Annotated in this window: 22 protein-coding genes; 15 read left to right on the forward strand and 7 right to left on the reverse strand. The window is 68.9% G+C overall.

Annotated features, from left to right (window positions below):
• Positions 1-53: 53 nt before the first annotated feature.
• The 4 genes from AC27L4_RS04865 to AC27L4_RS04880 form a co-directional block, all read right to left on the reverse strand.
• Entirely contained in the window at positions 54-1,139 is a 1,086-nt protein-coding gene (locus tag AC27L4_RS04865) for a Gfo/Idh/MocA family oxidoreductase (RefSeq protein WP_487140835.1), read from the reverse strand.
• A gap of 88 nt (positions 1,140-1,227) precedes the next feature.
• Positions 1,228-2,397 (reverse strand): ABC transporter substrate-binding protein, encoded by a 1,170-nt coding sequence (locus AC27L4_RS04870; protein ID WP_487140837.1) that lies wholly within the window; start codon positions 2,395-2,397, stop codon positions 1,228-1,230.
• A 69-nt stretch (positions 2,398-2,466) separates the two neighbouring features.
• Positions 2,467-3,315 (reverse strand): ABC transporter permease, encoded by an 849-nt coding sequence (locus AC27L4_RS04875; RefSeq protein ID WP_487140839.1) that lies wholly within the window; start codon positions 3,313-3,315, stop codon positions 2,467-2,469.
• Positions 3,312-4,145 carry an ABC transporter ATP-binding protein gene (locus AC27L4_RS04880; protein ID WP_487140841.1) on the reverse strand — a complete coding sequence of 278 codons (834 nt, stop codon included), beginning with the start codon at positions 4,143-4,145 and terminating at the stop codon, positions 3,312-3,314. Before AC27L4_RS04880 ends, AC27L4_RS04875 begins: the two co-directional genes overlap by 4 nt.
• A gap of 251 nt (positions 4,146-4,396) precedes the next feature.
• Here AC27L4_RS04880 and AC27L4_RS04885 point away from each other — a divergent pair, with 251 nt between their 5' ends.
• On the forward strand, positions 4,397-5,341 hold the full coding sequence (locus AC27L4_RS04885; RefSeq protein WP_487140842.1) for a MurR/RpiR family transcriptional regulator: 945 nt from the start codon (positions 4,397-4,399) through the stop codon (positions 5,339-5,341).
• 9 nt (positions 5,342-5,350) lie between these two features.
• On the opposite strand, the gene AC27L4_RS04890 is transcribed toward AC27L4_RS04885, so the two are convergent.
• Entirely contained in the window at positions 5,351-6,313 is a 963-nt protein-coding gene (locus AC27L4_RS04890; protein WP_487140844.1) for a helix-turn-helix transcriptional regulator, read from the reverse strand.
• A 499-nt stretch (positions 6,314-6,812) separates the two neighbouring features.
• Between AC27L4_RS04890 and AC27L4_RS04895 the strand changes: the two genes are divergently transcribed.
• The 10 genes from AC27L4_RS04895 (at position 6,813) to AC27L4_RS04940 (ending at position 18,442) form a co-directional block, all read left to right on the forward strand.
• Positions 6,813-7,751, forward strand: coding sequence for a LysR family transcriptional regulator (locus AC27L4_RS04895; protein WP_487140845.1), 939 nt, complete (start codon positions 6,813-6,815; stop codon positions 7,749-7,751).
• 16 nt (positions 7,752-7,767) lie between these two features.
• Positions 7,768-8,796, forward strand: coding sequence for an NADP-dependent oxidoreductase (locus AC27L4_RS04900; protein WP_487140846.1), 1,029 nt, complete (start codon positions 7,768-7,770; stop codon positions 8,794-8,796).
• 123 nt (positions 8,797-8,919) lie between these two features.
• On the forward strand, positions 8,920-10,878 hold the full coding sequence (locus tag AC27L4_RS04905) for a sigma-54-dependent Fis family transcriptional regulator (protein ID WP_487140848.1): 1,959 nt from the start codon (positions 8,920-8,922) through the stop codon (positions 10,876-10,878).
• A gap of 252 nt (positions 10,879-11,130) precedes the next feature.
• A complete protein-coding gene (locus tag AC27L4_RS04910) occupies positions 11,131-12,183 on the forward strand; it encodes an NAD(+)/NADH kinase (RefSeq protein ID WP_487140849.1) in 1,053 nt (350 codons plus the stop codon).
• Positions 12,184-12,203: 20 nt separating this feature from the next.
• The gene (locus AC27L4_RS04915; protein WP_487140850.1) at positions 12,204-13,187 is read left to right on the forward strand and encodes a thiamine pyrophosphate-dependent dehydrogenase E1 component subunit alpha; all 984 of its coding nucleotides are present in this window, start codon (positions 12,204-12,206) and stop codon (positions 13,185-13,187) included.
• Between the two features lie 35 nt (positions 13,188-13,222).
• On the forward strand, positions 13,223-14,242 hold the full coding sequence (locus AC27L4_RS04920; protein ID WP_487140851.1) for an alpha-ketoacid dehydrogenase subunit beta: 1,020 nt from the start codon (positions 13,223-13,225) through the stop codon (positions 14,240-14,242).
• A 138-nt stretch (positions 14,243-14,380) separates the two neighbouring features.
• The gene (locus AC27L4_RS04925) at positions 14,381-15,496 is read left to right on the forward strand and encodes an acetoin dehydrogenase dihydrolipoyllysine-residue acetyltransferase subunit (protein WP_487140852.1); all 1,116 of its coding nucleotides are present in this window, start codon (positions 14,381-14,383) and stop codon (positions 15,494-15,496) included.
• Between the two features lie 76 nt (positions 15,497-15,572).
• On the forward strand, positions 15,573-16,361 hold the full coding sequence (locus AC27L4_RS04930; protein ID WP_487140854.1) for a glucose 1-dehydrogenase: 789 nt from the start codon (positions 15,573-15,575) through the stop codon (positions 16,359-16,361).
• Positions 16,362-16,595: 234 nt separating this feature from the next.
• Positions 16,596-17,057, forward strand: coding sequence for a DUF4126 family protein (locus AC27L4_RS04935; protein WP_487140856.1), 462 nt, complete (start codon positions 16,596-16,598; stop codon positions 17,055-17,057).
• Positions 17,054-18,442, forward strand: coding sequence for an FAD-containing oxidoreductase (locus AC27L4_RS04940; protein WP_487140858.1), 1,389 nt, complete (start codon positions 17,054-17,056; stop codon positions 18,440-18,442). The genes AC27L4_RS04935 and AC27L4_RS04940 overlap by 4 nt, the downstream gene beginning before the upstream one ends.
• 27 nt (positions 18,443-18,469) lie before the next feature.
• Here the strand turns inward: AC27L4_RS04940 and AC27L4_RS04945 are convergent, their stop codons facing one another.
• Positions 18,470-19,777 carry an MFS transporter gene (locus tag AC27L4_RS04945; protein ID WP_487140860.1) on the reverse strand — a complete coding sequence of 436 codons (1,308 nt, stop codon included), beginning with the start codon at positions 19,775-19,777 and terminating at the stop codon, positions 18,470-18,472.
• 83 nt (positions 19,778-19,860) lie between these two features.
• On the opposite strand from AC27L4_RS04945, the gene AC27L4_RS04950 reads away from it, so the two are divergent.
• Together AC27L4_RS04950 and AC27L4_RS04955 are read left to right on the forward strand one after the other, a co-directional pair.
• On the forward strand, positions 19,861-20,736 hold the full coding sequence (locus AC27L4_RS04950) for a LysR family transcriptional regulator (RefSeq protein ID WP_487140981.1): 876 nt from the start codon (positions 19,861-19,863) through the stop codon (positions 20,734-20,736).
• Positions 20,737-20,981: 245 nt separating this feature from the next.
• Positions 20,982-21,743 carry a bestrophin-like domain gene (locus tag AC27L4_RS04955; protein ID WP_487140861.1) on the forward strand — a complete coding sequence of 254 codons (762 nt, stop codon included), beginning with the start codon at positions 20,982-20,984 and terminating at the stop codon, positions 21,741-21,743.
• Positions 21,744-21,755: 12 nt separating this feature from the next.
• Here AC27L4_RS04955 and AC27L4_RS04960 read toward each other — a convergent pair whose 3' ends face one another.
• Positions 21,756-23,753 carry a transcriptional regulator gene (locus AC27L4_RS04960; protein WP_487140863.1) on the reverse strand — a complete coding sequence of 666 codons (1,998 nt, stop codon included), beginning with the start codon at positions 23,751-23,753 and terminating at the stop codon, positions 21,756-21,758.
• A gap of 160 nt (positions 23,754-23,913) precedes the next feature.
• Here AC27L4_RS04960 and AC27L4_RS04965 point away from each other — a divergent pair, with 160 nt between their 5' ends.
• Together AC27L4_RS04965 and AC27L4_RS04970 are read left to right on the forward strand one after the other, a co-directional pair.
• Positions 23,914-25,002 carry a PLP-dependent cysteine synthase family protein gene (locus AC27L4_RS04965; RefSeq protein WP_487140865.1) on the forward strand — a complete coding sequence of 363 codons (1,089 nt, stop codon included), beginning with the start codon at positions 23,914-23,916 and terminating at the stop codon, positions 25,000-25,002.
• A gap of 22 nt (positions 25,003-25,024) precedes the next feature.
• Positions 25,025-26,509: a pyridoxal phosphate-dependent decarboxylase family protein gene (locus tag AC27L4_RS04970; RefSeq protein ID WP_487140866.1), complete on the forward strand. Its 1,485-nt coding sequence runs from the start codon at positions 25,025-25,027 to the stop codon at positions 26,507-26,509.
• The last annotated feature ends 12 nt before the right edge of the window (positions 26,510-26,521 follow it).

The following is a 26,521-nucleotide window of genomic DNA, read 5'->3' on the forward strand; positions in this document are numbered from 1 at the left end:
GGACGGTCGCGCCGTCGATGTCCTGGCGCCGGGAACGCCCCCCGGCCGGCGCGTCAGGCCAGATCGATCGCGCGCTGCTCGGCGATGCTCTGCTCGGCCGCCAGCACGATGCGCAGGCTGTTGACCGCCGCGTCCATCTGCTCGGTGAGATCCAGATCCTCGCGAATGGCGCTGAGGAAGAAGGCCTGCTCGCGGTCGCAGAGCTCCTGATGGCCGGGCTCGTCCTCCATGCTGAGGATCTCGTCCGGCCTGGCGAAGGTCTTGTCCGGGCCGACGGCCGCATGGTGGATGCGGATCGCATCGGTCTTGGTGTGCCGGTCGATATCGGCGCTGTCGGAGAGTTCCTCGGCCTCGTGCGTGCTCTGGGTCTGCCCGGCGACGATCGAGACTGCGCCGTTGGGTCCGATCACGTCCTTCACGAAATAAGCGGTCTCGCTCATCATCGGGCCCCAGCCAGCCTCGTACCAGCCGACGGAGCCGTCGTCGAAGGTGACGTGCAGGTGGCCGTAATTCTGCTTGGCGGCATCCGCCCACAGCTTGGCGCCGATGCCGTGGACGCGTACGGGCTTGGCTCCGGTCAGCTGGCACATCACGTCGACATAGTGCACGCCGCAGTCGACGATCGGGATCAGCGAGTCGATCAGGTTCTTGTGCCAGGACCAGGCCGCGCCGCTGCTCTGCTGATTGAGGTTGAGGCGCATCACCAGGGGCTTGCCGAGGGTCTTGCCAACCTCGATGAATTTGATCCAGGAGGGATGGACGCGCAGGATGTAGCCGAGAACCAGCTTGCGGTTCCTGGCCCGGGCGGCGGCGACCACCTTCGCGGCATCCTCGATGTTGGTGGCGAGCGGCTTTTCCATGAACACATGGCAGCCGGCGTCGATCGCCTTCAGCGCATATTCGGCATGGGTGTTGGGCCAGCTGTTGATCGAGACGGCGTCGGGCCTGGCCTCGCGCAGAGCCTCGTCGAAATCCTCATAGCGCGGATAGCCCTCCAGCCCGGCCGGGACCTTGGCGCTTTTCATCGCACGGCTCATCAGGCCGACGATCTCGAAGCCGTCGAGCCGATGATAGGCGCTGGCGTGCGAGGCCCCCATGTTGCCGAGGCCGACCACCAGAATTCTCACCTTGCCGGACATCGTTTCCTCCCGATCCTTGCCTGCATATCGGCGCGGGCGGCGCGTCTTGCGCCGCCCCGGCCGGTGTTTCCTGCCGGTCCGTCCCGGCTCATATCGCCGCGTCGAACAGGTGCGCCTTGATCCCGTCGACGTCGAGCGCCGCGAAGTCCGGCGACAGCTTGGCGCTGTCGGCATCGGCCTTGACCTTGGCCTTGTCGAAGCTGTTCGCCGGGCCGATCAGCTCGTTGGTAAGCACGTCCTCGGCCTTCACCGGCGTCGTGATCTGGCCGATCGTATGGATGGTGTCGAAGAAGCCTTGCCAGCTCGCCATGTCGTGCCAGCCCCAGCCCTGGCGCTTGTCCATGTCGCCGCGGAAGACGTTGATCTGCTGCAGGATGGAGGTGGTGCCGAGCTTGGGGCCGAGGTTCTTGGCCAGGGTGGGGAACTGCTCGAACACCGCCTCGACGGCAGCTCGCGGGTTCTGGTAGCCGAATTCGAGGCCCATGGCCCAGCCCCGCAGATATTTTTCCAGGAAGGCCTTGCGGTCGGGATCCTCGAGGTCTGCAGTGCGCACCACGAAGGTGTTGGCCGGGAATTTCGAATTCTGGACGCCGAGCCAGTATTCGAAGTCGAGGCCGGTGGCGATCCATTCGGCCCGCAGGCCCTCCCAGGAGAGGGCGGCGTCGCCCTGGCCGCCGGCGAGCGCCGTGCCCCATGTCGGCCAGCCCGCCTCGACATATTTGACCTTCTTGACATCGACGCCCTGGGAGGCCAGCAGCGGATCGGTGATCGCCTGCCAGGCGGCCGAGCCGAGCAGGATCGTCTTGCCCTCCAGGTCCTTGAGGTTCCGGGTGCCCTGACCCTTGCGGAAGGCAAAGCTGAACGTGTCGCGCGCGCCCATGTGGAACACGGATTTCAGCTTCATGCCGTTCTGGATGGCGAAGGAGAACACGCCCGGCGAGGGAAAGCCCATGTCGGCCTGGCCGACATCGACGAACTTCACCGTCGCCGTGCCGTCCGAGGGACCCGGCTGCATGTCGGTGGCGAGATCGCCGAAATAGCCGAGCTTCTTGGCGGCCCAGTAGGGATAGTCGTCGAGCACTTCCAGCGTGCCGCGCGGCGAGATCCAGGTGAACGTCTCATAGGGCGCGGCCGCGGCAGCGGTCGGGTATCCGGCTGCGCCGATCGCGGCGGCGGTCACGGCGCCGCCGGCGCCGACCTGCAGGAAATAGCGCCGGCTCATTCCCGCGCTGCGACGGATGGCACTGTTCGTGGTCATGGCATTTCCCCTCCTGTCGGTTGCTGTTGTCGTTGACCCGCCGCTGCCGGCGGGCTGCGCGCTCTCCGCTCACGCTTCCCAGCTCGCCCATTTCTTCCCGATCAGGAAGAACAGGGTGTAGATGAGGATGCCGAGAATGGAGAGGATCAGGACCACCGCGAAGAATTGCGGCATCTGGATCATGGATGAATAGGTGGTCAGCCGGTTGCCGAGCCCGAAGCCGCCGCCGACCATCTCGGCGCCCACCGCGGTCAGCAGGCCGAAGATCGCCCCGATCATCAGGCCGACCAGGATCATCGGCAGCGCCATCGGCGCCCGGATCTTCCAGAAAATCTGCAGGGTGCTGGCGCCGTAGGAGCGGGCAAGGGCGATCTTGGCGCTGTCGACGCGGCGAAAGCCGGTCGCGGCGTTGATCATCACCATCGGCCCGGCCGCCAGCGCCACGGCGATGATGCGAGGCGTGTAGCCGAAGCCGAAGCGCAGGATCAGCAGCGGCACGAGGGCCAGCATCGGCGTGGTCACCAGCAAGAGGATGTAGGGGGCGATGATCTTCTCGACGAAGGGGAACTGGGTGACCACCGCCGCCAGCACCAGGCCGACGACAGCGCCGATGGCAAAGCCGGAGAGGAGTTCGACCAGCGTGTGGCCGAGATGCGGGGCGATCAAAGGGAACTCGTCCACCAGCGCCAGGGCGATCAGGCTCGGCGGCGGCATGATGTAGTGCGGCACCTTGAACAGGCGCAGCGCCAGCTCGGCTCCGCCGATCACCACCACCGCCACGGCAAGGATGGCGAGGATCTCCTTGCCCGACTTGACGCCGGGGCCGCCGGCGAAGGCCGACAGGTTGGTGAGGCTGACCTCGCCGCCTTCGCCGGCCCGGGCCTTGGAGAATTCGGGGATAGGATCGCCTGCGCTCACGACACGAGTCCTCGGCTGACGGTTCCGGCCTGCGCCCGGGAGCGCGATGCCAGGCCGGCCCGCTCCCCGACGATGTCCAGCTTGATGGTGTTGGTGAGGTCGAAGACCTCTTTCGTCGCCATGATCTCCAGCGAGCGCGGCCGCGGGAACGGCACGCGGTATTCGCGGGCGACGTGGCCCGGCCGCGGGCTGAGCACCACCACCTTGTCGGACAGGAAGATGGCTTCCTCGATGCTGTGGGTGATGAAGACGATGGTCGTCTTGGTCTCCAGCCAGATCTCCTCGACCAGTCGGTTCATCTCCTCGCGGGTGAAGCTGTCGAGTGCGCCGAAAGGCTCGTCCATCAGCAGGACCGAGGGCTTCAGCGCCAGGGCACGGACGATGGCGGCGCGCTGCTGCATCCCGCCGGACAGTTCGCGCGGGAACTTGCCGCCGAACCCGTCGAGCCCGACCCGGTCGAGGAGATGGGCGATCCAGGCACGATCCGGCTGCGTGCCCTTGATCTCGAAGGGAAAGCGGATATTGGCGTCGAGATTGCGCCAGGGCAGCAGGTTGGCTTCCTGGAAGACGAGGCCGATGTCGGGATGCGGGCCGACGATCCTCTTGCCGTCGAGCAGGATCTCGCCGCTCGTCAGCCCGTGCAGGCCCGACATCGACCACAGCAGCGTGGTCTTGCCGCAGCCCGACGGACCGACGATCGAGACGATCTCGTTGGCCCTGACATCGAGGCTGCAGCGGTCGAGCGCCGGCAGATCGCCGGACGCCGTGCGGTAGACCTTGGTCGCGTCCCGCACGTCAAGCTTCGGGGTTGCTGCGTCGCCCGTGTTCATGCGCCCCTCGAAGATCGCGCGATGGCCCGGCGGGTCCCCCATCGGCAGGCGAAGCCTGTAACTATCCAACTTGGCTGTCAAGGCATGAGCGGAATCATTTCACGCCGTGATTGTGTGCGGTGCAATAAATCGTTGGAATGGTTTGAATTTATGTTTGCTTGAAGGTGATGTTGCTTTCCTACATACTGCTTGCGCCGATTGGGTGCGCCGGACACGTGGCAGCCGCCGACCCTGCACAATGGGGCTCGCTGATGACCGAGGCTGATGGCGGCGGACGGCAGATGGCGGGCGGCGATCCGGGAGCGCAGGAGCAGGTCGGGCGCATTCCCGACATCATCTCGCTGGTGAAGGACTGCTACCCTGATCTGCGCCCGGCCGAGCGCCGCGTCGCCGACGTGGTGCTCGACGACGTCAAGTTCGCCGTGGACGCGTCCAACGCCGCGCTGGCGCGGCGGGCGGCGGTGAGCGAGCCGACCGTCACCCGGTTCTGCCGTGCCATCGGCTGCGAGGGGGTGCGCGACTTCAAGCTGAAGCTGGCGCAGAGCCTGGTCGTCGGCGCGCTCTATCTCAGCCGGCCGCCGGCGACCGGCGGCGAGGGCGGCATGCCGTTCTGGACCGCCGTGTTCGGCGAGGCGCGCCGCGCCCTGGAGGAGGCCGAACGGCAACTCGACCCGGCCCAGGTGCTGATGGCGGCCGAGGCTCTGGCCAAGGCCAGGCAGGTGGCGGTGTTCGGTCTCGGCGGCAGTTCCACCGCCCTGGCGCAGGAGACCCAGTATCGCCTGTTCCGGTATGGCATTCCCGTCAGCGCCCAGTGCGATCCCTACCTCATGCGCATGAGCGCCTCGACCTTGCGGCCGGGCGACGTGGTGATCGCCATTTCCCAGACGGGCCGCACCCGCGAGGTGATCGAGGCGGTCGAGCTTGCCCGGCACTACCGTGCCCAGACGATCGGCGTGACCGCGCCGGAAACCGATCTGGCGCGTGCCTGCGCCATCCGGCTGGCGGTCGCGGTGCCGGAATATCCCGACACGCTGAAGCCGACCGCGTCGCGCTTCGCGCTGCTGGCGGCGATCGACCTGATGGCGGTCGCCACCGGCTACATGATGAACGGGCCGGCGCGCGAGGCGGTGCGCCGCATCAAGTACAATGCCCAGATCCACCGGACCGGGCGGGAGATGGAACCGCTCGGCGACTGAGCCGCGTCCTCACGCGCCGCGAGTTGAGACGCGCACGTCGGACGGCGTGACGGCGTAGCGCCGCCGGAAGGTGCGGTTGAAATAGGACAGGTCGTTGAAGCCGACATCGAAGGCGATGGTGCTGATCGAGCGGTCGGCGAAGCGCGGGCTCGCCAGCATGCGATGGGCGCGCGCCAGCCTCTGCTCCAGCACGAAGTCGGAGAAGGATCGGCCCTCGGCTTCGAACAGCTTGCGGAAATAGCGTTCCGACAGGCCGTGGCGTGCGGCGACCCGTTCGGCCGACAGGTCGCGGCTGCCGAGATTGGCGACGACGTCGGTCTTGATCGCCCTGAGCCGGGCGGCGCGCACGCCCCGGCCCCTGGCGGTTTCCGTTGCGTCGGCGGTGGCGCCGGCTGCAAGGGCGACGAGATCATGGACATGGCTCACGGCCAGGCTGCGCAGTTCCGGCGTGGCGAAGGCCTTGGCGTCCTGCAGCAGGCCGACATAGCTCACCAGCAGCCGCAGGGCTTCGTTGTCGGCGGGGATGGGCCGCATCAGGGTGGCCGACAGGTCGTCGATCAGCGGTTCCAGCAGATTGGCGGGCATGCACAGATTCACGCAGCTGAAATTGGTTTGCATCGTGTTGGAGCCGACCTCGGCGCAGGTCGTCAGCAGGGCTTGTCCGTCCGCGATCCGCTCTTCCCGGCCGCGATGCTTCATCACGCTGGCGCCGCCGATGGCCACCAGCAGGACGAGGTCGTCGCTGTCGATATGGCGGACGGTATGGTGGGCGCTGAACGGTGAGGACGAGCCCGTAACGATACCCAGGCCGGGCATGGCGCAGAGCCGCACGTCCATGCGCGGCTGCTCGCGCCGCAACGGCTCGAGGTCGACCTTCAGGATGGTGCGGCCATAATTCTCCCGCAGCACCTCCACGCAGTCGTGGGGAGGCAGGGCGTCGGCCGAGATGTGAAGCGAGGTGAACGGGGCCATGGACAGGTCTTTGCCTCAAACCGGAACGGAGAAGCGAGGCCTTGCCGTTGTCGCGGGCACAAGCCCGGCCCGCGGCATCCGGTGGCCGCGTCCCGGCGCCGCGCCGCCCTCGCCGTCGCGCCGGCCTGCATCGACCGGGCTTGGCGCAGCCGCGCCATCATCGAACGGAAGCACTGATCGCATGCGTCTCTTCAACCACCCAAGCCGTTGTTCGAGGCGGGCACGGCCGGCTTCGCTCCGCGTCCCGATCGGGTGCGCCGGCATTGCGCCGCCGCGACCTCCGTTGATATCCGGTCATTCCCATCGACGGCGCGGAGCCGGTGTGCTCGATCGCACAGGCAGAGCAAGCGGCATGGCCGGCGGGCGCTTCCCCGCCCGGGATCGGAGCGGCGGATCGGCCGATCACGGCCTCCGCCGCGGCAAGGAACAGCCTGCTTGCGCGACGCTTGGAGGTAATGTCCAAATACCTTTGAACTGAATTCAAAGGCGGGATGCGGCGATGAACAACCGGGCGGGCGAGATGGAGGTGTTCGTCGAAGCGGCGGAAAGCGGCAGTTTCTCCGCGGCCGGCCGCCGGCTCGGGCTCTCGCCCTCGGCCGTCAGCAAGGCTGTGACCCGGATCGAGGATCGGCTCGGGGCACATCTCCTGGTTCGCTCGACCCGCGTGCTGCAGCTGACGCCGGAGGGCGAGATCTATCTGCAGCGCGCCAACCGCATCCTGGCCGAGATCGAGGAGACCGAGAATGTCGTCGCGGGCGGCGCCGGCGCGGCGCCGCGCGGCAAGCTCAGGGTCAGCGTCTCGACCGGCTTCGGCGTGCGCCATGTCGTGCCGCTGGTGCCGGATTTCCTCGCCCTGTTTCCGAAGGTCGAGCTCGACCTGTCCGTGACCGACACCGTCGCCGACCTCGACGACGAGCGCGCCGACATCGCCATCCGCTCCGGGCCCCTGCGCAACTCGATGCTCAAGGCACGCAAGATCATGGAGAGCCGGCGGGTCCTGGTGGCTTCGCCGGCCTATCTCGATCGGCACGGCGTGCCGGGGGCGCCGGATGACCTCGACGGTCACAATTGCCTGACGTTCAATTTTCGCCGCGGCACCGATGGCTGGCCGTTCCGCGATCCCGGTTCCGGAGCGACCTATGCCAGGCCGGTCCCTGGCAATGTCCAGACCGACAACGCTCCGACGATGCGCCGGCTCTGCCTGTCGGGCCTCGGCATCGCCCGGCTCGGCCAGTTCCACGTCCAGCCGGATCTCGACGCCGGCACGCTGGTGCCGCTGCTGGAGCCCTACAATCCAGAGGATACGGAACTCGTCCACGCCGTGTTCGCCGGACACGACCACCTTGCCGCTCGGATCCGTGCGTTCATCGACTTTCTCGTGGACAGGATCGATGCGCGTGCGACGATGCGGCCGGCTGGCGGCGGGGCGCGGACCTGATCGAGGGAGATCGGCGATGAACAGCATGCTCAATCGGCGCATCGTGCTGGCCTCGCGACCGTCGGGAGCGCCGGTCGCGGCGAATTTCCGTCTCGAGGAGGCGCCGGTACCGAGTCCGCAGGCCGGGCAGGTCCTGCTGCGCGTGCTCTTCCTGTCGCTCGATCCCTATATGCGCGGACGCATGGACGCCGCGCGCTCCTATGCCGCGCCGGTCGAGGTCGGCGACGTGATGGAAGGCGGCACGGTCGCGCAGGTCGTCGAGTCCAGCCACCCGGACTATGCGCCCGGCGACATCGTCCTCTCCCATTCGGGCTGGCAGGCCTACGCTCTTTCCGATGGCGCCGGCCTGCGCAAGCTCGATCCGGCCGCCGCGCCGGTCTCGACGGCGCTCGGCGTGCTCGGCATGCCCGGGTTCACCGCCTATGCCGGCCTGCTCAACATCGGGCGGCCCAAAGCCGGCGAGACTGTCGTGGTGGCGGCGGCGAGCGGCCCGGTCGGCTCGGCCGTGGGGCAGATCGCCCGCATCAAGGGCGCGCGCGCCGTCGGGATCGTCGGTGGCCCCGACAAGCTCGCCTTCGTCCGGGACGAGCTCAAGTTCGATGCCGTCGTCGATCATCGCGCCACGGACTTCCCGGAACGGCTGCACCGGGCCTGCCCGGACGGCATCGACGTCTATTTCGAGAATGTGGGCGGCGGCGTGTGGGACGCGGTGTTCCCGTTGCTGAACGAGTTCGCCCGCATCCCCGTCTGCGGCCTGATCGCCCAGTACAACGCAGCCGGCCCGTTCCCCGGTCCCGACCGCCTGCCGCTGCTGATGCGCCAGGTCCTGTCCAGGAGCCTGACCCTGCGCGGCTTCATCCAGCGCGAGTTCGCCGACCAGCGGCCGGCCTTCTACCGGGAGATGGCGGGCTGGATCGCCGATGGCCGCGTGCGCTACCGCGAGGACATCGTCGAAGGACTCGACGCGGCGCCCGAGGCCTTCATCGGCCTGCTGCAGGGACGCAATTTCGGCAAGCTGCTGGTCCGGGTGTCCGCCGCCGGCTGAGGGGCGGCTCGGCCGCCATCCCCGGCGCGGGCATGGGCGAAGACCGGCGGGCGGGAGGACCGCCTTGCCATATCGGCCGATCGGCGCGACAGTCCGCGAAAGCAACGATCTGGGAGGATCGTCGTGCGAGAGGAACAGGCGGCGCACATCCATGAACTGGTGCGCGCTGCGAACGGCCATGCGACCCGGCGTGACGCCATCATCCAGGATTCCTGGCTGCGCTGCGTCTCCGAGCACAAGCTCGACCCGGTGACGCTGCGCGATCCGTGCATCGTCACGCGGGCGCTGCTGCGCGAGCATCAGGATGCCATGGACGAGTTCCTCCACACCGCCCGCTTCGGTCTGGAGACGCTCTACCGCCAGGTGGCGGGCCTCGGCTACGTCCTGTTGCTGACCGACGCCAAGGGTATAACCGTCGACTTCATCGGCGACCCGACCTTCAACAACAACCTGATGCGCGCCGGCCTCTATCTCGGCGCGGATTGGAACGAGGGGCACGCCGGCACCTGCGCGGTCGGCACCTGCATCGCCACGGGCGAGCCGCTGATCGTGCACCAGACCGACCATTTCGACGCCACCCATATCCCGCTGACCTGTACGGCAGCGCCGGTGTTCGATTGCAGCGGCGATCTCGCCGCGGTGCTCGACATCTCCGCTTTGCGCTCGCCCGAGCCGAAGGAAAGCCAGTTCCTGGCCCTGCAACTCGTCAAGTCCTTCGCCCACAAGATCGAGATCGCCAACCTGCTGAACCGCTTCCGTGACCAGTGGATCCTGAAGCTGTCTGCCTCGCTCGAATTTGCCGATGTCGACCCCGATTTCGTCGTCGCCGTCGATGCCTCCGGCCGCATCATGGGTGTCAACAACCGGGCGCGGCAGCTCTTCCTGCGCGAGGGGCAGCGCGGAGGACGCCAGCGCGGCGACCACGGCCCGATCGGCCGGTTGGTGAGCGAGCTGTTCGATTTCGGTGTCGACGACCTGCCGCGCTTCGCGCATTCGCGGCCGACGACCCAGCGCGCCGTCCGCCTCGTGGCCAGTGGCACCACCCTGTTTGCCCAGACCCTGCCGCCGCCGGCTCCGTCCCCGTCGCGCGCGGCGGTCGCGCCTGCCCCGGTCCTGCCGAAGGCCCTGCAGGCCCTGTTCAGCGGCGATGCCCAGATGCAGGACGTTGTCGGCCGTGCCGCCAAGCTGGTCAACACCCAGATGAGCCTGCTCATCCATGGCGAGACCGGCACCGGCAAGGAGCACCTGGCCAAGGCCTTGCATGCCTCGAGCGCGCGTGCCGGCAAGCCGTTCGTCGCCGTCAACTGCGCGGCGCTGCCGGAAAGCCTGATCGAGGCAGAGCTCTTCGGCTACGAGGCGGGCTCCTTCACCGGAGCCAGCGGCAAGGGCAAGAAGGGCCTCGTCCTCGCGGCCGACGGCGGCACCCTGTTCCTTGACGAGATCGGCGACATGCCGCTCGCATCCCAGACCCGGTTCCTGCGCGTGCTGGCCGAGCGCGAGGTGACGCCTATCGGCCGGACGCGGCCGATGCCGGTCAATATCCGCGTCATCGCCGCCACGCACCGCGACCTTGTCGAGGAGGTGAAGGCCGGCCGGTTCCGCGAGGATCTGTATTTCCGCCTCAACGGTGCCGTGCTCGCCCTGCCGGCGCTGCGCCGGCGTGCCGACCTGGAATGGCTGATCCGCGAACTCCTCGGCAAGCGCGAGGGAGCCCCCGCCCGCCTGTCGCCGACGGCGATGAACGTGCTCAAGGCCTATGGCTGGCCCGGAAACATCCGCGAACTCATCAATGCGCTCGACTATGCCTGCGCCGTGGCGGGAGGCGGGCTGATCGAGGTCGAGGACCTGCCGGACAGCGTCCGGTCCGCGAGCTTCGGCGACGGCTGGCCCGCGTCGCATGCGCCGGTATACGCTTCCTGCGCCGCCGTACAGTCGGCCGGGCAGGGCGAGCGCCTCGAGGCCGTGCTCCGGGCGCATCACTGGAACGTCTCGGCCGTCTCGCGAGAGCTCGGGCTCGACCGCACCACGGTGCACCGCCAGATGCGCCGCCACGGCATCGTGCCGCCGCACCGGCGCGATTGATCCGGCAGCGTCGGAGCGCGCGCGAGGACCGGTCCGTGCTCCCCGATGACGAGGCGCCTGTCCGGAGCGGGTGTGCGGCAGGACGCCGCACCTGTTGCATGAGACGCCACAGGTGCGGCAGGCGCACCACGCCACAGTTCGAGAGGGCGAGGGCCTATCCGCCTGTAAAAACAACAGGTTGAGGATTCGCGTCAGTCTGGCATCGTCCTTGCTGTCTTTCCGGCAACGAAAAACAGCCAGGGAAGAAGGCCGATGTCGCCTCAGATGGCGCCCATGGTCGGCATCATCGCCAATCCGGTCTCGGCCCGCGACATCCGGCGGGTCGTGGCCAATGCGAGCAGCCTGCAGATCGCCGACCGGGCCAATATCGTGCTGCGCGCTCTGGCGGCCCTCGCCGCCGGCGGCGTCGGACGGGTGCTGATGATGCCGGAGCGGGGCGGCATCCGCGGCCATGTCGTGCGCGGTATCGAGCGCTCCCGCGCCGCCGGCGAGACGCGCTTTCCCGAGCTGTCCTTCCTCGACATGCCGGTCACGGGCACGGTGGAGGACACCAGGCGCGCGGCACGGCTGATGGGCAAGGCCGGCGTCGCGGCGATCATCGTGCTCGGCGGCGACGGCACGCACCGCGCCGTCGTCCCGCAATGCGGCAGCGTGCCGATCGCCGGCATCTCCACCGGGACCAACAACGCCTTCCCCGAGCATCGCGAGCCGACGATCGTCGCGCTGGCGACGGCCCTGTCGGTGTCGGGCTGCGTCCCTGCCGGCATTGCCTTCGCCCTGAACAAGACCATCGAGGTCGCGGTCGACGGTGCCGAGCCGGAGGTCGCGCTGGTCGACGTCGCTATCGTCACCGACCGCTATGTCGGGGCGAGGGCGCTGTGGCGCGCCGACACCTTCCGCGAGCTCTTCGTCACCTTCGCCGACCCGGAGGTGATCGGCATGTCGGCGATCGCCGGCCTGATCGAGCCGGTCGCCCGCGACGAGCCCGGCGGCATGATGGTCCAGCTCGGTCCGGCGCATCTTGCCCCTGTCGTGCTGCGGGCACCGATCGCGCCGGGCATGGTCGAGCCGGTCGGCATCGAGGACTGGCGCCGCATGCCGGCCGGCGTGCCGTTCTCGCCGAGCCTGAACGCCGGCGCCATAGCCCTCGACGGCGAGCGGGAACTGGCCTTCGACGGCCACCAGACGGTCGCCATCACCCTCGTCGACCGGGCGTTCCGCACCGTCGACGTGGCCGCGGTGATGCGCTTCGCCTCGACGCGCGGACTGATGCGCGCCAGCGGCCGGCACTTTGCAACAGCCTGAAGAACCAAGGAGGAACTGCCATGTCCAACAACCCCTTCCCCTTGTCCCGGGAGGAGCTCCTCAAGGCCTACCGGACCATGCGCACCATCCGCGATTTCGAGGAGCGGCTGCATGTGGAATTCGCCAAGGGCGACATTCCCGGCTTCGTGCATCTCTATGCCGGCGAGGAGGCCTGCGCCACCGGCATCATGATGCACCTCAACGACCTCGACCGTATCGCCTCGACCCATCGCGGCCACGGTCACTGCATCGCCAAGGGCGTCGACGTCCATGAAATGATGGGGGAGATCTACGGCAAGAGCTCGGGCTCCTGCCGCGGCAAGGGCGGCTCGATGCACATCGCCGACCTCTCCAAGGGCATGATGGGAGCCAACGGCATCCTCGGCGCCGGCGCACCGCTGATCTGCGGCGCCGGCCTGGCGGCAAAGTTCCGCGGCGACGGCGGTGTCGGCATCACCTTCTTCGGCGACGGCGCCTCGAACCAGGGCACGGTGCTGGAGAGCATGAACCTCGCCGTGGTCTGGAACCTGCCGGTGATCTTCGTGGTGGAGAACAACGGCTATGCGGAATCCACCTCGGTCGACTACGCCACCGGCGTCGATTCCTACGTCGACCGTGCCTCGGGCTTCGGCCTGCCGGGCGTCACGGTCGACGGCACCGACTTCTTCGCCGTCTACGAGGCGGCCGGAGAGATCGTCCGCCGGGCGCGCGAGGGCGGGGGACCGGCCCTGCTGGAATGCAAGATGATCCGCTTCTTCGGCCATTTCGAGGGCGACGCCCAGACCTACAAGGCCAAGGGCGAGAACGAGGCCAACCGCGAGACGCGCGACTGCCTCAAGCTGTTCGCCGCCCGTGTCACCGAGGCCGGCGTGCTGGGCGCGGCCGACCTCGCCCTGATCGACCGCGAGGTGGCGGCTCTGATCGACGATGCCGTGACCTCCGCCAAGGGGGCGCCGCTGCCGCTGCCGGCCGAGCTCCTGACCGACGTCTACGCCTCCTACTGACAGCCCGACATCCCAGATTTCCGGAGGATTCAACCATGGCCCGCAAGATCAGCGTCAAACAGGCGATCAACGAGGCGCTGGACCTCGAAATGCGCCGCGATCCCACCGTCATCCTGCTCGGCGAAGACATTGTCGGCGGCGCCGGGACGCCCGGCGAGATCGACGCCTGGGGCGGCGTGCTCGGCGTCACCAAGGGGCTGCACGCCAAGCATGGCGGGCGGCTGCTCGACACGCCGTTGTCGGAATCGGCCTATATCGGCGCCGCCATCGGCGCGGCCGCCTGCGGCATGCGCCCGGTGGCGGAACTGATGTTCCTCGACTTCATGGGCGTGTGCTTCGACCAGATCCTGAACCAGGCGGCCAAGTTCAAGTACATGTTCGGCGGCAAGGCCACGACCCCGGTGGTGATCCGCGCGATGGTCGGCGCCGGCTTCCGCGCCGCGGCGCAGCATTCGCAGATGCTGACCCCGCTCTTCACCCATGTGCCCGGCCTGAAGGTCGTATGTCCTTCCAACGCCTATGATGCCAAGGGCCTGCTGATCCAGTCGATCCGCGACAACGACCCCGTCATCTTCTGCGAGCACAAGAACCTCTACGGCCACGAGACCGATGTGCCGGCAGAGTCCTATACAATCCCGCTCGGCGAGGCGAACGTGGTGCGCGACGGCCGGGACGTCACCATCGTCAGCTACGGCCTCACCGTGCACCGCGCCGTCGAGGCGGCGGGCAAGCTCGCCCGCGACGGCGTCGAGGCCGAGGTGATCGACCTGCGCACCCTGTCGCCGATCGACTGGGACACGGTGATCGAGAGCGTGGAGAACACCGGTCGCCTGGTCGTGGTCGACGAGGCCAATCCGCGCTGCTCGATCGCCTGCGACGTCGCCGCCTACGTCTCCCAGCACGCCTTCGGCGCGCTCAAGGCGGCGCCGCAGATGGTGACCGCGCCGCACACGCCGGTGCCGTTCTCGCCGGTGCTGGAAGACATCTACGTCCCGACCGCCGATGCCATCGCCGCCGCGGCGGCGCGGACCACCGCCCGCGCGCTGGCCGCCTGAGCCGGAAGCCCGCGCCTTCCACGGACGTCATCGCCGGGGCCGACGGCCCCGGACGCACCAATCGTTCCCAAACGCCGTGTCGCGGGTCCGGCAGCCGCCGAGGCCGACGCCGACCCGCGACTCCACGAGGAGATCCAGATGAACACGGAACGCATCAAGCCGATCGTCATGCCCAAATGGGGGCTGTCGATGTCGGAGGGCAAGGTGACCGGCTGGCTGATGCCCGCCGGTTCCAGGGTCGCCGTCGGCGACGAGATCCTGGAGGTCGAGACCGACAAGATCGCCGGCGTGGTCGAGGCGGGCGACGCCGGCACGCTCCGGCGCATTGTCGGCGAGGCCGACACCGTCTATCCCGTCAAGGCGCTGCTCGGCGTGCTGGCCGAGGACGACGTGCCGGATGCCGAGATCGACGCCTTCGTCGCCGGCTATGTTGCTCCCGCCGGCGACGACGAGGAGGAGGCGGAAGCGGCGCCACGCTATCATTTCGTCGAAACGCCGGCCGGCACGCTGCGCTACGCCAAGCGCGGGGATGGGGCGGAGACCGTCATCCTGGTCCATGGCTTCGGCGGCGACCTCGACAACTGGCTGTTCAACATCGACGCCCTGGCCGCCAAGGCGACCGTCTACGCCCTCGACCTGCCCGGGCACGGCCAGTCGGAGAAGGCGCTGAAGCAGCCGACGCTGGCCGGCCTTTCGCAGGCTTTGATCGGCTTCATGGATGCGCTCGACATCAAGGCGGCACATCTCGTCGGCCATTCGATGGGCGGGGCGATCGCCCTGCGTACCGCCATCGACGCGCCGGACCGCGTGCGCTCCCTATCCCTGATCAGCTCCGCCGGCCTCGGGCCGGAGATCAACGGCGACTACATCACCGGCTTCGCCACGATCAACAGCCGCCGCGAGCTGAAGCCGGTGCTGGAGCAGCTCTTCTTCGATCCGGGCCTGGTCAGCCGCCAGCTCATCGACGACGTGCTGAAGTACAAACGCCTCGACGGGGTCGAGGCCGCCCTGTCGGCGCTGTCGTCGAACCTGTTCGCCGGCGGCCGGCAGGCGGAGGCCCTTGTCTCCGGCCTTGGCGCCGCGCCGCCGACCCTGGTCGTCTGGGGCGCCTCCGACCGCATCATCCCCGCCGCTCATGCCGCGGCGCTCGGCGCCAGGGCGCGGGCCGAGATCATCGACGGTGCCGGCCACATGGTGCAGATGGAGAAGGCGAACCGGGTCAACGAGCTTCTGCTTCACCATATCGGCGGGTGAGCCGCAGGCTCCCGCCGTTCCATCCACCCACCAGACAGCAACGGCCGCGTCTCGGCGGCCGAAAGGAGGATATGCCATGCCGACAAATCTGAAGGGCAAGAGCATCGTCATCACCGGCGCGGGCCGCGGCATCGGCGCCACCATCGCCCATGCCCTGGCGGCCGACGGCGGCCTGATCACCATCGCGGATTCGTCGCAGGACAATGCCCGCTCGACCGCCGAACAGATCCGGGCGGCCGGCGGCGCGGCCATCGCCGTGACGGTCGACGTGCGCGAGCGCAAGGGCGTGCGGCACATGATCGACGAGGCTGTAAGGGCGCATGGCCGGCTCGACGTGATCTTCAACAATGCCGGCGTGGCCCAGACCATGCCCTTCCTCGACATCACCGAGGACGACTGGCGCTTCGTCACCGACGTGAACGCGCTCGGCGTGCTGATCTGCATGCAGGAAGCGATCAAGACGATGATCGCCCAGGGCGGCGGCGGCAAGATCATCAACACGGCCTCGATCGCCGGCAAGCAGGGCTATGAGCCCCTGGCCCATTACTGCGCCAGCAAGTTCGGCGTGGTTGCCCTGACCCAGGCAGCGGCGCGCGCCTTCGGCGCGCAGAAGATCAACGTCAACGCCATCTGCCCCGGCGTGGTCGCCACCGACATGTGGAAGGTGATCGACAAGGGTTTCCGCGATCACGGCCTGACCAAGGGCGAGAACGAAGCCTTCAACCAGTTCGCGGCGACGGCCGTGCTCGGCCGCTCGTCCCAGCCGGACGACCTCGTCGGCGTCGCCCGCTTCCTGGCCTCGTCGGATTCGGATTTCATGACCGGCCAGTCGCTGCTGGTCGACGGCGGCATGGTCTTCGTCTGACGATCGTCACGGGTAACGCGGCCGCAAGAATCCTTGGTGCGAGACTTCCGTCCTGGCCGGGACAAGCCTGGCCTGGACGATTGCGGGGGCGTCGCCTTGACCGCCACCCGTGCCTGGCCTTTGTCGCGTGACACAGCGGCCGCGCATCGGGATCGCTGCGACAGTGCATGATGGCCATTTCCTTTCCCGCCGAAACCGGCGATGCTGGTTGCCATGCGGTAAGAGGAACCGTCCATGCCCCTGCTCCTCGCCTGCCTTATCGGCATCGTTGCCGGCCTGCGCGCCATGACGGCGCCGGCGGCGGTCAGCTGGGCCGCGCATCTGGGCTGGATCGACCTCGGCGGCACATGGCTCGCCTTCCTCGGCTACGCCTGGACGCCCTGGATCCTGACGCTGGCCGCCCTCGCCGAGTTCGTCACCGACCAGCTGCCTTCGACGCCGAGCCGCACGGTGCCCGTGCAGTTCGGCACGCGCCTCGTCGTGGGCGCGGTTGCCGGCGCCGCGATCGGCGTGTCCGGCGCCGCGCTCTGGCCGGGGGCGGTCGCCGGGGTGGTCGGCGCCGTCATCGGCACGCTCGGCGGCCGGGCGGCCCGCGGGCGGCTCGCCGAGGCCTTCGGCAGCGACCGTCCGGCCGCCTTCCTGGAGGATGCGGTCGCCGTCGTGGTGGCGCTGCTGACGGTGGCGGCGGTCCGATGAGCCGCTTCGACGCGATCATCATCGGCGCCGGCCAGGCCGGCCCCTCCCTCGCCGGGCGCCTGACCGCCGCCGGCATGTCGGTGGCGATGGTCGAGCGCAAGCTCTTCGGCGGCACCTGCGTCAACACCGGCTGCATGCCGACCAAGACCCTGGTGGCCAGCGCCTATGCCGCCCATCTCGTGCGTCGCGGCGCCGATTACGGCGTCATGCTCGACGCGCCGGTGCGCATCGACATGGCCCGGGTCAAGGCCCGCGCCGACACGGTGTCGCGCAACGCCCGCACCGGCGTCGAAGGCTGGCTGCGCGGCATGGACCGCTGCACGGTGTTCACCGGTCATGCCCGCTTCATCGGACCGGACAGCGTGCGCGTCGGCGAGGAGGTCCTGACCGCGCCGCGCATCTTCGTCAATGTCGGCGGCCGTGCGGTCGTGCCGGACATGCCGGGCGTCGACACGGTGCCCTATCTCACCAACACCTCCATCCTCAGGCTCGACCGGGTGCCGCGCCATCTCGTGGTGATCGGCGGCAGCTATATCGGCCTCGAATTCGCTCAGATGTATCGCCGCTTCGGTGCCGCCGTCACCGTCGTCGAGAAGGGGCCGCGCCTCGTCGCCCGCGAGGACGAGGATGTCTCCGAGGCCATTCGTGTCATTCTGGAGGGCGAGGGCATCGCCGTGCGCACCGGCGCGGCCTGCATCCGCTTCGCGCCCCATGCCGACGGCGTGGCGGTCGGGCTCGATTGCCGCGAGGGCGAGCCGGAGGTCGTCGGCTCGGACGCGCTGCTCGCCGTCGGCAGGCGCCCGAACACCGACGATCTCGGGCTCGACCGGGCCGGCGTGGCGACGGACGGGCGCGGCTTCATCACGGTCGACGACGGCCTTGCCACCAATGTCCCCGGTATCTGGGCGCTCGGCGACTGCAACGGCCGCGGCGCCTTCACCCATACCGCCTACAACGACTTCGAGATCGTCGCCGCCAACCTGCTCGACGGCGAGCAGCGCCGGGTCAGCGAGCGTGTGCCGGCCTATGCACTCTATGTCGATCCGCCGCTCGGTCGGGTCGGCATGACGCAGGCCGAGGCCCATGCCACCGGCCGGCCGCTGCTCGTCGGCTTCCGGCCGATGACGCGGGTGGGCCGGGCGGTCGAGAAGGGGGAGACGCAGGGCTTCATGAAGGTCGTCGTCGACGCCGGCACGCAGAAGATCCTCGGCGCCGCCATTCTCGGGCCGGGAGGCGACGAGGCGGTCCACGGCGTCCTCGACATCGTCAATGCCGGCCTGCCCTACACCGTGCTCCAGCGCGCCGTGCCGATCCATCCGACCGTGTCGGAGCTGATCCCGACCATGCTCGGCGAGATGAAGCCGACGCCGGGAGCGACGCCATAGGCGACGGCCGCTCCGTCCGCTCGCGCCTCAGCGATGGTCCCGGCGCCGTGCCGGCGTCGGGTTGCCGAGGCGGAGCGCGGCAACGAATGCCACGACGAACAGCGCGCCCGTGAAGGTCGCGACGGCCGGCCAGCCGCCTTCCGCCCAGAACCAGCCGCCGGCCGAGCCCATCAGGCTGGAGCCGAGATAATAGGCCAGGAGATAGAGCGAGGCGGCATGGCCCTTGGCGTTCGTCGCCAGACGTCCGACCCAGCCGCTGGCCACCGAATGGGTGACGAAGAACCCGACCGTCAGGATGACGATGCCGCCGATCACGCCGGCCAGGGCGTGCAGGAGCGTCAGGGCGAGTCCGGCGACGGCGATTGCGATGCCGGCGAGGAGGACTCTGCCGCGCCCAAGCCTGTCGGCCAGGACGCCGGCCGCCGAGGATGCCGCGGCGCCGAACAGATAGGCGACGAAGATCAGGCTGACCTGCGCCTGGTTGAGGTCGTAGGGCGGCGCCGCCAGCCGGAATCCTGCATAATTGTAGACCGTGACGAAGGCCCCCATCGCCAGGAAGCCGATCAGGAACAACCAGGGCAGGCTGCCGTGGGCCAGATGGCCGAGCCAAGCCCCGAGGTGGTACCTCGCGTCGAAGCCCGGCCGCCGGACGAAATTGCGGGATGGCGGCAGCAGCATGATGAAGCCGATCGCTGCCAGCATGCCGACGGCGCCAAGCGTGCCCAGCGCCACGCGCCAGGAACTGAACTCGCCGAGCACGCCGACGCCGACGCGGCCGATCATGCCGCCGAGGGCCGTGCCGCCGACATACAGGCCCATGGCCGAGCCGAGACCGCTCGGGTGGATCTCCTCGGCAAGATAGGCCATCGCCACCGCCGGCACGCCGCCGAGCACGACCCCTTCGAGCGCCCGGGCGGCAAGCAGGGCATGCCAGCTCGGAGCCAGGCTCGCGGCAATGTTGAGGAGGGACGCGCCGCCCATCGTCGCGAACATCAGGCCGCGGCGGCCCAGCGCCTCGGAGAGCGGGCCGGCGCACAGGATGGACAGCGCCAGGAAGCCGGTCGTCAGCGAGAGCGCCAGCGAGCTTTCGGCCGGGGTGATGTCGAACTCGGCGGTGAAGGCGGGCAGCAGCGGCTGCACGCAGTACATCAGCGAAAAGGTGGCGAAGCCGGCCAGGAACAGGGCGAGGCTGGTGCGCCGATAGGCACGCGAGCCGCTTTCGATCCATGAAGGCGCCGGCTGCCGCCGCCGTCCGCCGGAGGGGCCGCCCTCGGTCATGCCGCTGCCGAAGCCGGCTGAGATTTCATTGCTGGAACGGGCATCCATCGCGGCCATCTCGTATGCTGCGGGATATTTGACGCCGCATGGACCGCCGGTCCAATATATGATGCTGGCTTTCTCGATAGCTTTTGGCACTGATGGAGCTGCGCCACATCCGCTATTTCCTGGCCGTCGCGGAAGAACGGAACTTCACCCGCGCCGCGGCTCGGGTCGGCATCGGCCAGCCGCCCCTCAGCCAACAGATCAGGGATCTGGAGGCCGAGGTCGGAGCCGCGCTGTTCCATCGCATTCCGTCCGGGGCGGAATTGACGGAAGCGGGCCGCGCCTTCCTGGATCATGTCGGGGGCATGCCGGCTCAGGCCGAGCGTGCCGTGCGCGCGGCCCGGCGTGCCGCGCGCGGGGAAGTCGGATCGCTCCGTGTCGGCTTCACCGGCTCGGCTCCCTTCAATCCGGCGGTGACGTCGACGATCAGGTCCTTCCGTCGCGCCTATCCGGACGTCGACCTCACGCTCGAGGAAGCGAACACCACCCGCCTGATCGCCCGCCTCAGGGATGGCGAGCTGGACGCCGTCTTCCTGCGCTCGGGATCGGCGGAGGGCGAGGATCTGCGCGTGCGCCGCCTGGCGTTGGAGCCCATGCTCGTCGTCTTGCCGTCGGGCCATCCGGCGGCTGCGTTCGCCGAGATCGATCTCGCCTTGCTGCGCAACGACGCGTTCATCCTCACCCCGCGCGCCGTCGGGCCGACGCTGTACGATACGGTGATCGCAGCATGCCGGCGGGCAGGCTTCGAGCCCATCCTCGGCCAGTCGGCCCCGCAGATGAGCTCCGTCGTCAACCTCGTTGCGGCGGAGCTCGGCGTCGCCCTGGTCCCGGCATCGATGCGGCAACTGCAGGTCACCGGAGTCGTCTACCGCGACGTGCAGGGCGAGGCGCCGATGGCGCAACTGGCGCTGGCCTATCGCCGTGGCGAGACCTCGACCGTCGTCCGCAATTTCATTGCGCTGGCCTACTAGGCGCTTCTCGTGCTCTCGCCACGATTGATTTTGCATCCTCAATCCAAAAACAATGCTGGTCCGACTCACAAATGCAGGCAGGTTCTCTCTCGAACCTGCTTGGGGCGCGAGGTCGAGGCGCGCTTCGGCACGCCCCTGTCCGCGCGCACCACGCGGCGGGGCGGCCTGACCGAGGCAGGCGCGGCCATGGCGGCCCGGGGAGCCCGGGGCCGCCGCGATCGGCGGTCGAACGGAATGGGATGTCGATGAACGTGCTCGTAACGAGCTTCCTGGTCACGGCCTGTGTCTTCGCCGGCGGGCTGGCGGGGCTGCATCTCACCCGGTTGCTGCCGCAGGCGCATATGACGAAAGACACGCAGGACGTGATCCGGCTCGGCACCGGCATGCTGTCGGTGCTGGCGTCGCTTGTCCTCGGTCTGCTCATAGCCACGGTCAAGACCTCCTTCGACAACAGCGACACGGCCGTGCGCGCCTACAGCGCCGACCTGACCATGCTGGATACCGCCCTGCGCAATTATGGCGACGAGGCGCTGGTGGCGCGGCGCCAGCTACGCGACTACACCCGCACCTTCCTGCACAACACCTGGCCGGACCAGGGCGCCAGCCCGTTCCTGGTCGAGCATCGCGAGGCCGGCGAGATGCTGGAAGGGGTGCGGGATGCGATCCGCGCCCTGGCGCCGGCCAATCCCGACCAGCGCTGGCTCGCGGACCAGGCCTTGCAGGTCTCGACTTCGTTGATGCGCCAGCGCTGGTTGTCGATCGAGCGGTCGGAGCCGAGCGTGCGGCCGGTCATGATCGTCATCCTCGTGTGTTGGGTCACCGCCATCTTCGCCAGCTTCGGACTGAACGCGCCCTGCAACGAAACCGTGTATGCGGCTTTCCTGGTCTGCGCGCTCGCCATCGGCTCCTCGATCTTCCTGATCCTGGAGCTGGACGGTCCGTTCGACGGGGCGATGCAGATTTCGAGCCGGCCGGTCGAAGCCGCGCTGGCGCACATGCTGCCATAGCGGCTCGGAGGATCATCCCAGCCCGATGCGCCTGGCGCCCTGCCGGAACAGCGCCTCGGCGTCCGGCGCGAAGCGGAACGTTGCCAGGAAGTCGTCGGCGCAATAATGGGGCAGTGTCGCGCGGATGGCGGCACAGAAGCTGCGACCTTCCTCGATCCGTCCGGCCAACGCCAGGCAATGGGCGGCGATCGCCAGGATGATGGTGTGTGCGTTGGGGCGCGCGGCCGCCTTGACGGCCCACTCCGCGGCTTCCTCGAACTCGCCGAGGCGGACATGGGCCATGGCCCGGGCTCCCAGCATGCCGAACAGCAGCGGATCGAACGGGCTGAGATGGCGCGAGTGATCGGAAGAGCCGATGGCGGCTTGGGGATCGCCCGACTGGGAATGGACGAAGGATAGCGCATAGTGCCCGAGAGCGAAGTTCGGGCTGAGGTCGACCGCCTTTCCCAGCTCGTGCAGCGAATCGTCCTGTCGTCCGCGCAGCCACAGGGCCCGGCCCATCGCCCAGTGGGCCGAGGGGTTGAGGTCGTCGGCAAGGAGGCTCCGGGAGGCCGCTTCGAGGGCGAGGCCGCCCTCGCGGTCGCGATCGCCCCAGCGCTGGAAGCCGCTTTGCCAATGGGTGAAGGACAGGCCGGCATGGGCGCGGGCAAATGTAGGATCGAGCCGGACGGACAGCTCGAAGAAGTGCCGGGCCTGCTCGTTCTCGGCCTTGGTGAAGCGATACATGTGCCAGAGGCCGCGATGATAGGCTTCCCAGGCATCGAGCGAGTTCGGCGGCTTGAGGATGGCGCGGTTGCGCTCGGCCGTTTCGATCTCGGACGCGATGGAGGAGACGATGCTGTTGCCGATCTGGTCGATGACGAGGAAGGTGTCGTCGGACCGGCAGTCGAAGGTCTCCGCCCAGACGATCCGGGCCGTCTCGACCTCGACGAGGTCGACCCGGACCAGGATGCGGCCGGCTTGGCACCGCACGGTGCCCCCTGCGATATAGTCGACGCCCAGCCTGCGTCCTGCTTCCTCGGGACCGATGCCCTCGCCCGCAAGGGCGAAGACCGAGCCGCGTGCGATGATGAAGAGATCCCTGAGCTTGGCCAGGCGGGTGATGATGTCGTGGGTCAAGCCATCCGCCACTCCGCCGCGGGGGCCTGTTTCTTCGGCGAAGGGCATCACCGCGAGCGAGGCGCGGCGGGAAGGGGCGGCATGTCCGGCATCCGGTCGCGCTGCCGGTGCCGCCGCTGGCAAGGCGTGGCTCGGCCGTTGGGCCCTGGCGAGGCGCCAGGCCTCGCGGACGGGGGCGAAGTCCAGCCCCTCGGCTTCGAAGAGCCGCTCCGCTGCGGCAAGGTGGGCCTCGCAGGCATCGGCCTGCCCGCGCCGCGCGAGGATGGCCAGGAGGGTGAGATGCGCGCGCTCGTCCAGCGGCGCGAGCTCGACCCAGCGCTCGGCATGGGTGGCCCTCTCGTCGCCATCCGCCGGCAGGCTGGCGACCAGGCGCTCCCGCAGCGCCGCATGCAGGGCCCGGCAACGGCGCCGCTGCGCGGCGAGCCAGGTGTCGAAATGCGGGCAGTGATCGAGGACCAGCCCCTCCAGGAAGTCGCCGGCGAAGAGTCGCGACAGCGCCCGCAGCCGCTCGGGATCCAGCGCTTCGAACCCCGCCTCGGCGGCCGCCGTGATCTCGGCGACGTCCATCCGGCAGCCGGAAAGATCGAGCGCCAGCATCTCGCCCGCCGCAACGATCCGGCGATGGCCGGCCTCGTCCAGGATGGGACGCAACCTGCTCAGGCACCAGCGCAGTTCGCTGCGCGGGTCGTTGGGGATGTCCCACAGCAGGTCGCACAGCCGGCTGCGGCTGACGGGATGGGGGGCCAGGGCGAGATAGGCGAGAAGCGCGCGCAGCTTGCGCGACGCCGGAAGGTCCAGCGCGGCGCCCGCCCGGCGGATCGTCAGGGGACCGAGCAACTGCAGCTGCAGGCCGGTCTCCGCTCCGCCCTCGCCTGACGAAGCGGATTCCACGCGCGTTTCCACGCCCCCTCCAACGTTGGCCCCATTGCAGCTGTTCTATCACCGAACCCGGGGAGCCGCATCCGCGTTGCTCCCTTCGGGAGCGACTGCAAGTCTGCTGCGAGCGGAGCAGGGGCGGTCCGGCTCGCCATGACCACTGGAGATAGCACCGATGTCCTCTGAAACCGCTTGCAGGACCACGGCCGGCCGCGGCCGCCTCTTCGACAGCATTCTCGACACCGTCGGGGATACCCCGGCGATCCGCATCAACAATCTCGCCCCGGCCCACGCGACGATCTATGTGAAGGCCGAGTTTTTCAACCCGGCTGCCTCGGTGAAGGACCGGCTGGCGCTCAACATCATCGAAGAGGGCGAGCGCTCCGGCGCCCTGAAGCCCGGGCAGACCGTCGTCGAGGCCACCAGCGGCAACACCGGCATCGGGCTGGCCATGGTCTGCGCGCAGAAGGGCTACCCGCTGGTCGTGACCATGGCCGACAGCTTCTCGGTCGAGCGGCGCAAGCTGATGCGCATGCTGGGCGCCAAGGTCGTGCTGACGCCCAGGGCGCAGAAGGGCGTCGGCATGTACAAGAAGGCGGTCGAATTGGCCGAGGCCAATGGCTGGTTCCTGGCCCGGCAGTTCGAGACCCGCGCCAATGCCGCCATCCACGAGGCGACGACGGCGCGAGAGATCATCAACGATTTCGCCGGCTCGCGGCTCGACTGCTTCGTCACCGGCTACGGCACCGGCGGCACCGTCGTCGGCGTCGGGCGCGTGCTGCGGCGGGAACGGCCGGAGACACGGATCATCCTCAGCGAGCCGGCCAATGCGCAGCTCCTCGGCAGCGGCCGCGTGCAGGAACGGACGGCCGACGGCGCGCCTGCCGTCAGTCATCCGGCCTTCGAGCCGCATCCGATCCAGGGCTGGACGCCGGATTTCATTCCCTATGTGCTGCAGGAGGCGATCGACGCCTCGCTCTATGACGAGATCGTGCCGGTCGCCGGCGCCGAAGGCATGAAATGGGCCAAGGCGCTGGCGCAGCAGGAAGGCATCTTCACCGGCATATCCGGCGGCTCCACCTTTGCCGTGGCGCGCGCCGTCGCCGAGGAGGCCCCGGCCGGCTCCGTGATCCTGTGCATGCTGCCCGATACCGGCGAGCGCTATCTCAGCACGCCGCTGTTCGACGGGGTCGAGGCGGAGATGGACGAAGAGGAGCTCGCCCTGTCCCGCTCGACGCCCGGATACCAGTTCCCGGCCGCCTGACGGTGCAACGCAGGAGGATGCCATGGATGGAGGACGGGCCGACTCGGGCGTGACAGCCGAGGAGACGCTCGATCCGGACGATTGGGCGAGCGTGCGGGCGCTGTCGCACCGGATCATCGACGAGGCCGTGTTCTATCTCGGCGATATCCGCAATCGACCGGCCTGGCGGGAGACGCCGGCGGCGGTGAAGGTGCTCTTCGACGCGCCGTTGCCGCGCCAGCCGGCGCCGTTGGCCGAGGTCTATCTCGAGGTCGCCAAGACCGTCATGCCCTATCCCATGGGCAACATCCACCCGCGCTTCTGGGCCTGGTACATGGGATCGAGCAATTTCACCGGGGCGCTCGCCGACTTCCTGGCGGCGATCCAGGGCTCGAACCTCGGCGGCGGCAATCATGCCGCCGCCTTCCTGGACCAGCAGGTGGTGAACTGGTGCAAGGAGATGATGGGGTTCCCGGCCTCGGCCGGCGGCACGCTGGTCAGCGGCGGCTCGATGGCCAACCTTGTCGCCCTGACCGTGGCGCGCAACGTCAAGGCCGGCATCGACGTGCGCGAGCATGGCGTCGCCGCGATCGACAAGCCCTTGCGCTTCTACGGCTCGGACCAGATCCACGGTTGCCATCGCAAGGCGGTCGAAACGCTCGGGCTGGGAAACCAGGCCCTGCGCCGTATCCGGACCGACGCCGACCTGCGGATCGATCTCGCCGCCCTCCGGGCGGCGATCGCCGAGGACCGCGCCGCCGGCTTCCGGCCCGCCTGCGTGATCGGCACGGCCGGCACGGTGAACACCGGCGCCATCGACGATCTGCAGGCCCTTGCCGAACTGGCGGCGGCAGAGGACCTCTGGTTCCATGTCGACGGCTGCATCGGTGCGCTCATCGCCGTCGCGCCCGGGAACGCGCACCGGGTTGCCGGCATCGAGCGCGCGGATTCCCTGGCGCTCGACCCGCACAAATGGCTGCACGCCCCGTTCGAGGCCGGCTGCGCCCTGGTCCGCGACGCCGCCGCGCATCGGGCCGCCTTCGCGACCACGCCGGAATATCTGCAGCCGGCGCCCCGCGGCCTCGCCGCGACCGATTGGCTCTATGACTACGGCCTGCAGACCTCGCGCGGTTTCCGGGCGCTGAAGATCTGGATGGCGCTCAAGGAGCATGGCATCGAGAAGTTCGGCCGTCTGATCGACCAGAACATCGCCCAGGGCCGGTATCTCGCCGGGCTGGTCGAGGCCGAGCCGAAGCTGGAGTTGGTGGCGCCGCCGAGCATCAACATCGTCTGCTACCGCTACCGGCCTGCCGCGGGCGGAGGCGATCCGAAGGCGCTCAACACCGAGATCATGCTGCGGTTGCAGGAGGCCGGCACCGCCGTCGTGTCCGACACGACGGTGCATGGCGAGCACTGCCTGCGGGCCGCCATCGCCAACCACCGCACCCGGCGCGAGGACCTGGACCTGCTGGTGCGCGAGACGGTGCGCCTGGGCGATGCGATCGTGGCGGAAGGCCGCCGGCCCTGAGAGGACGCGCGC

It is taken from the genome of Labrys sp. Lb11 (assembly GCF_057554225.1).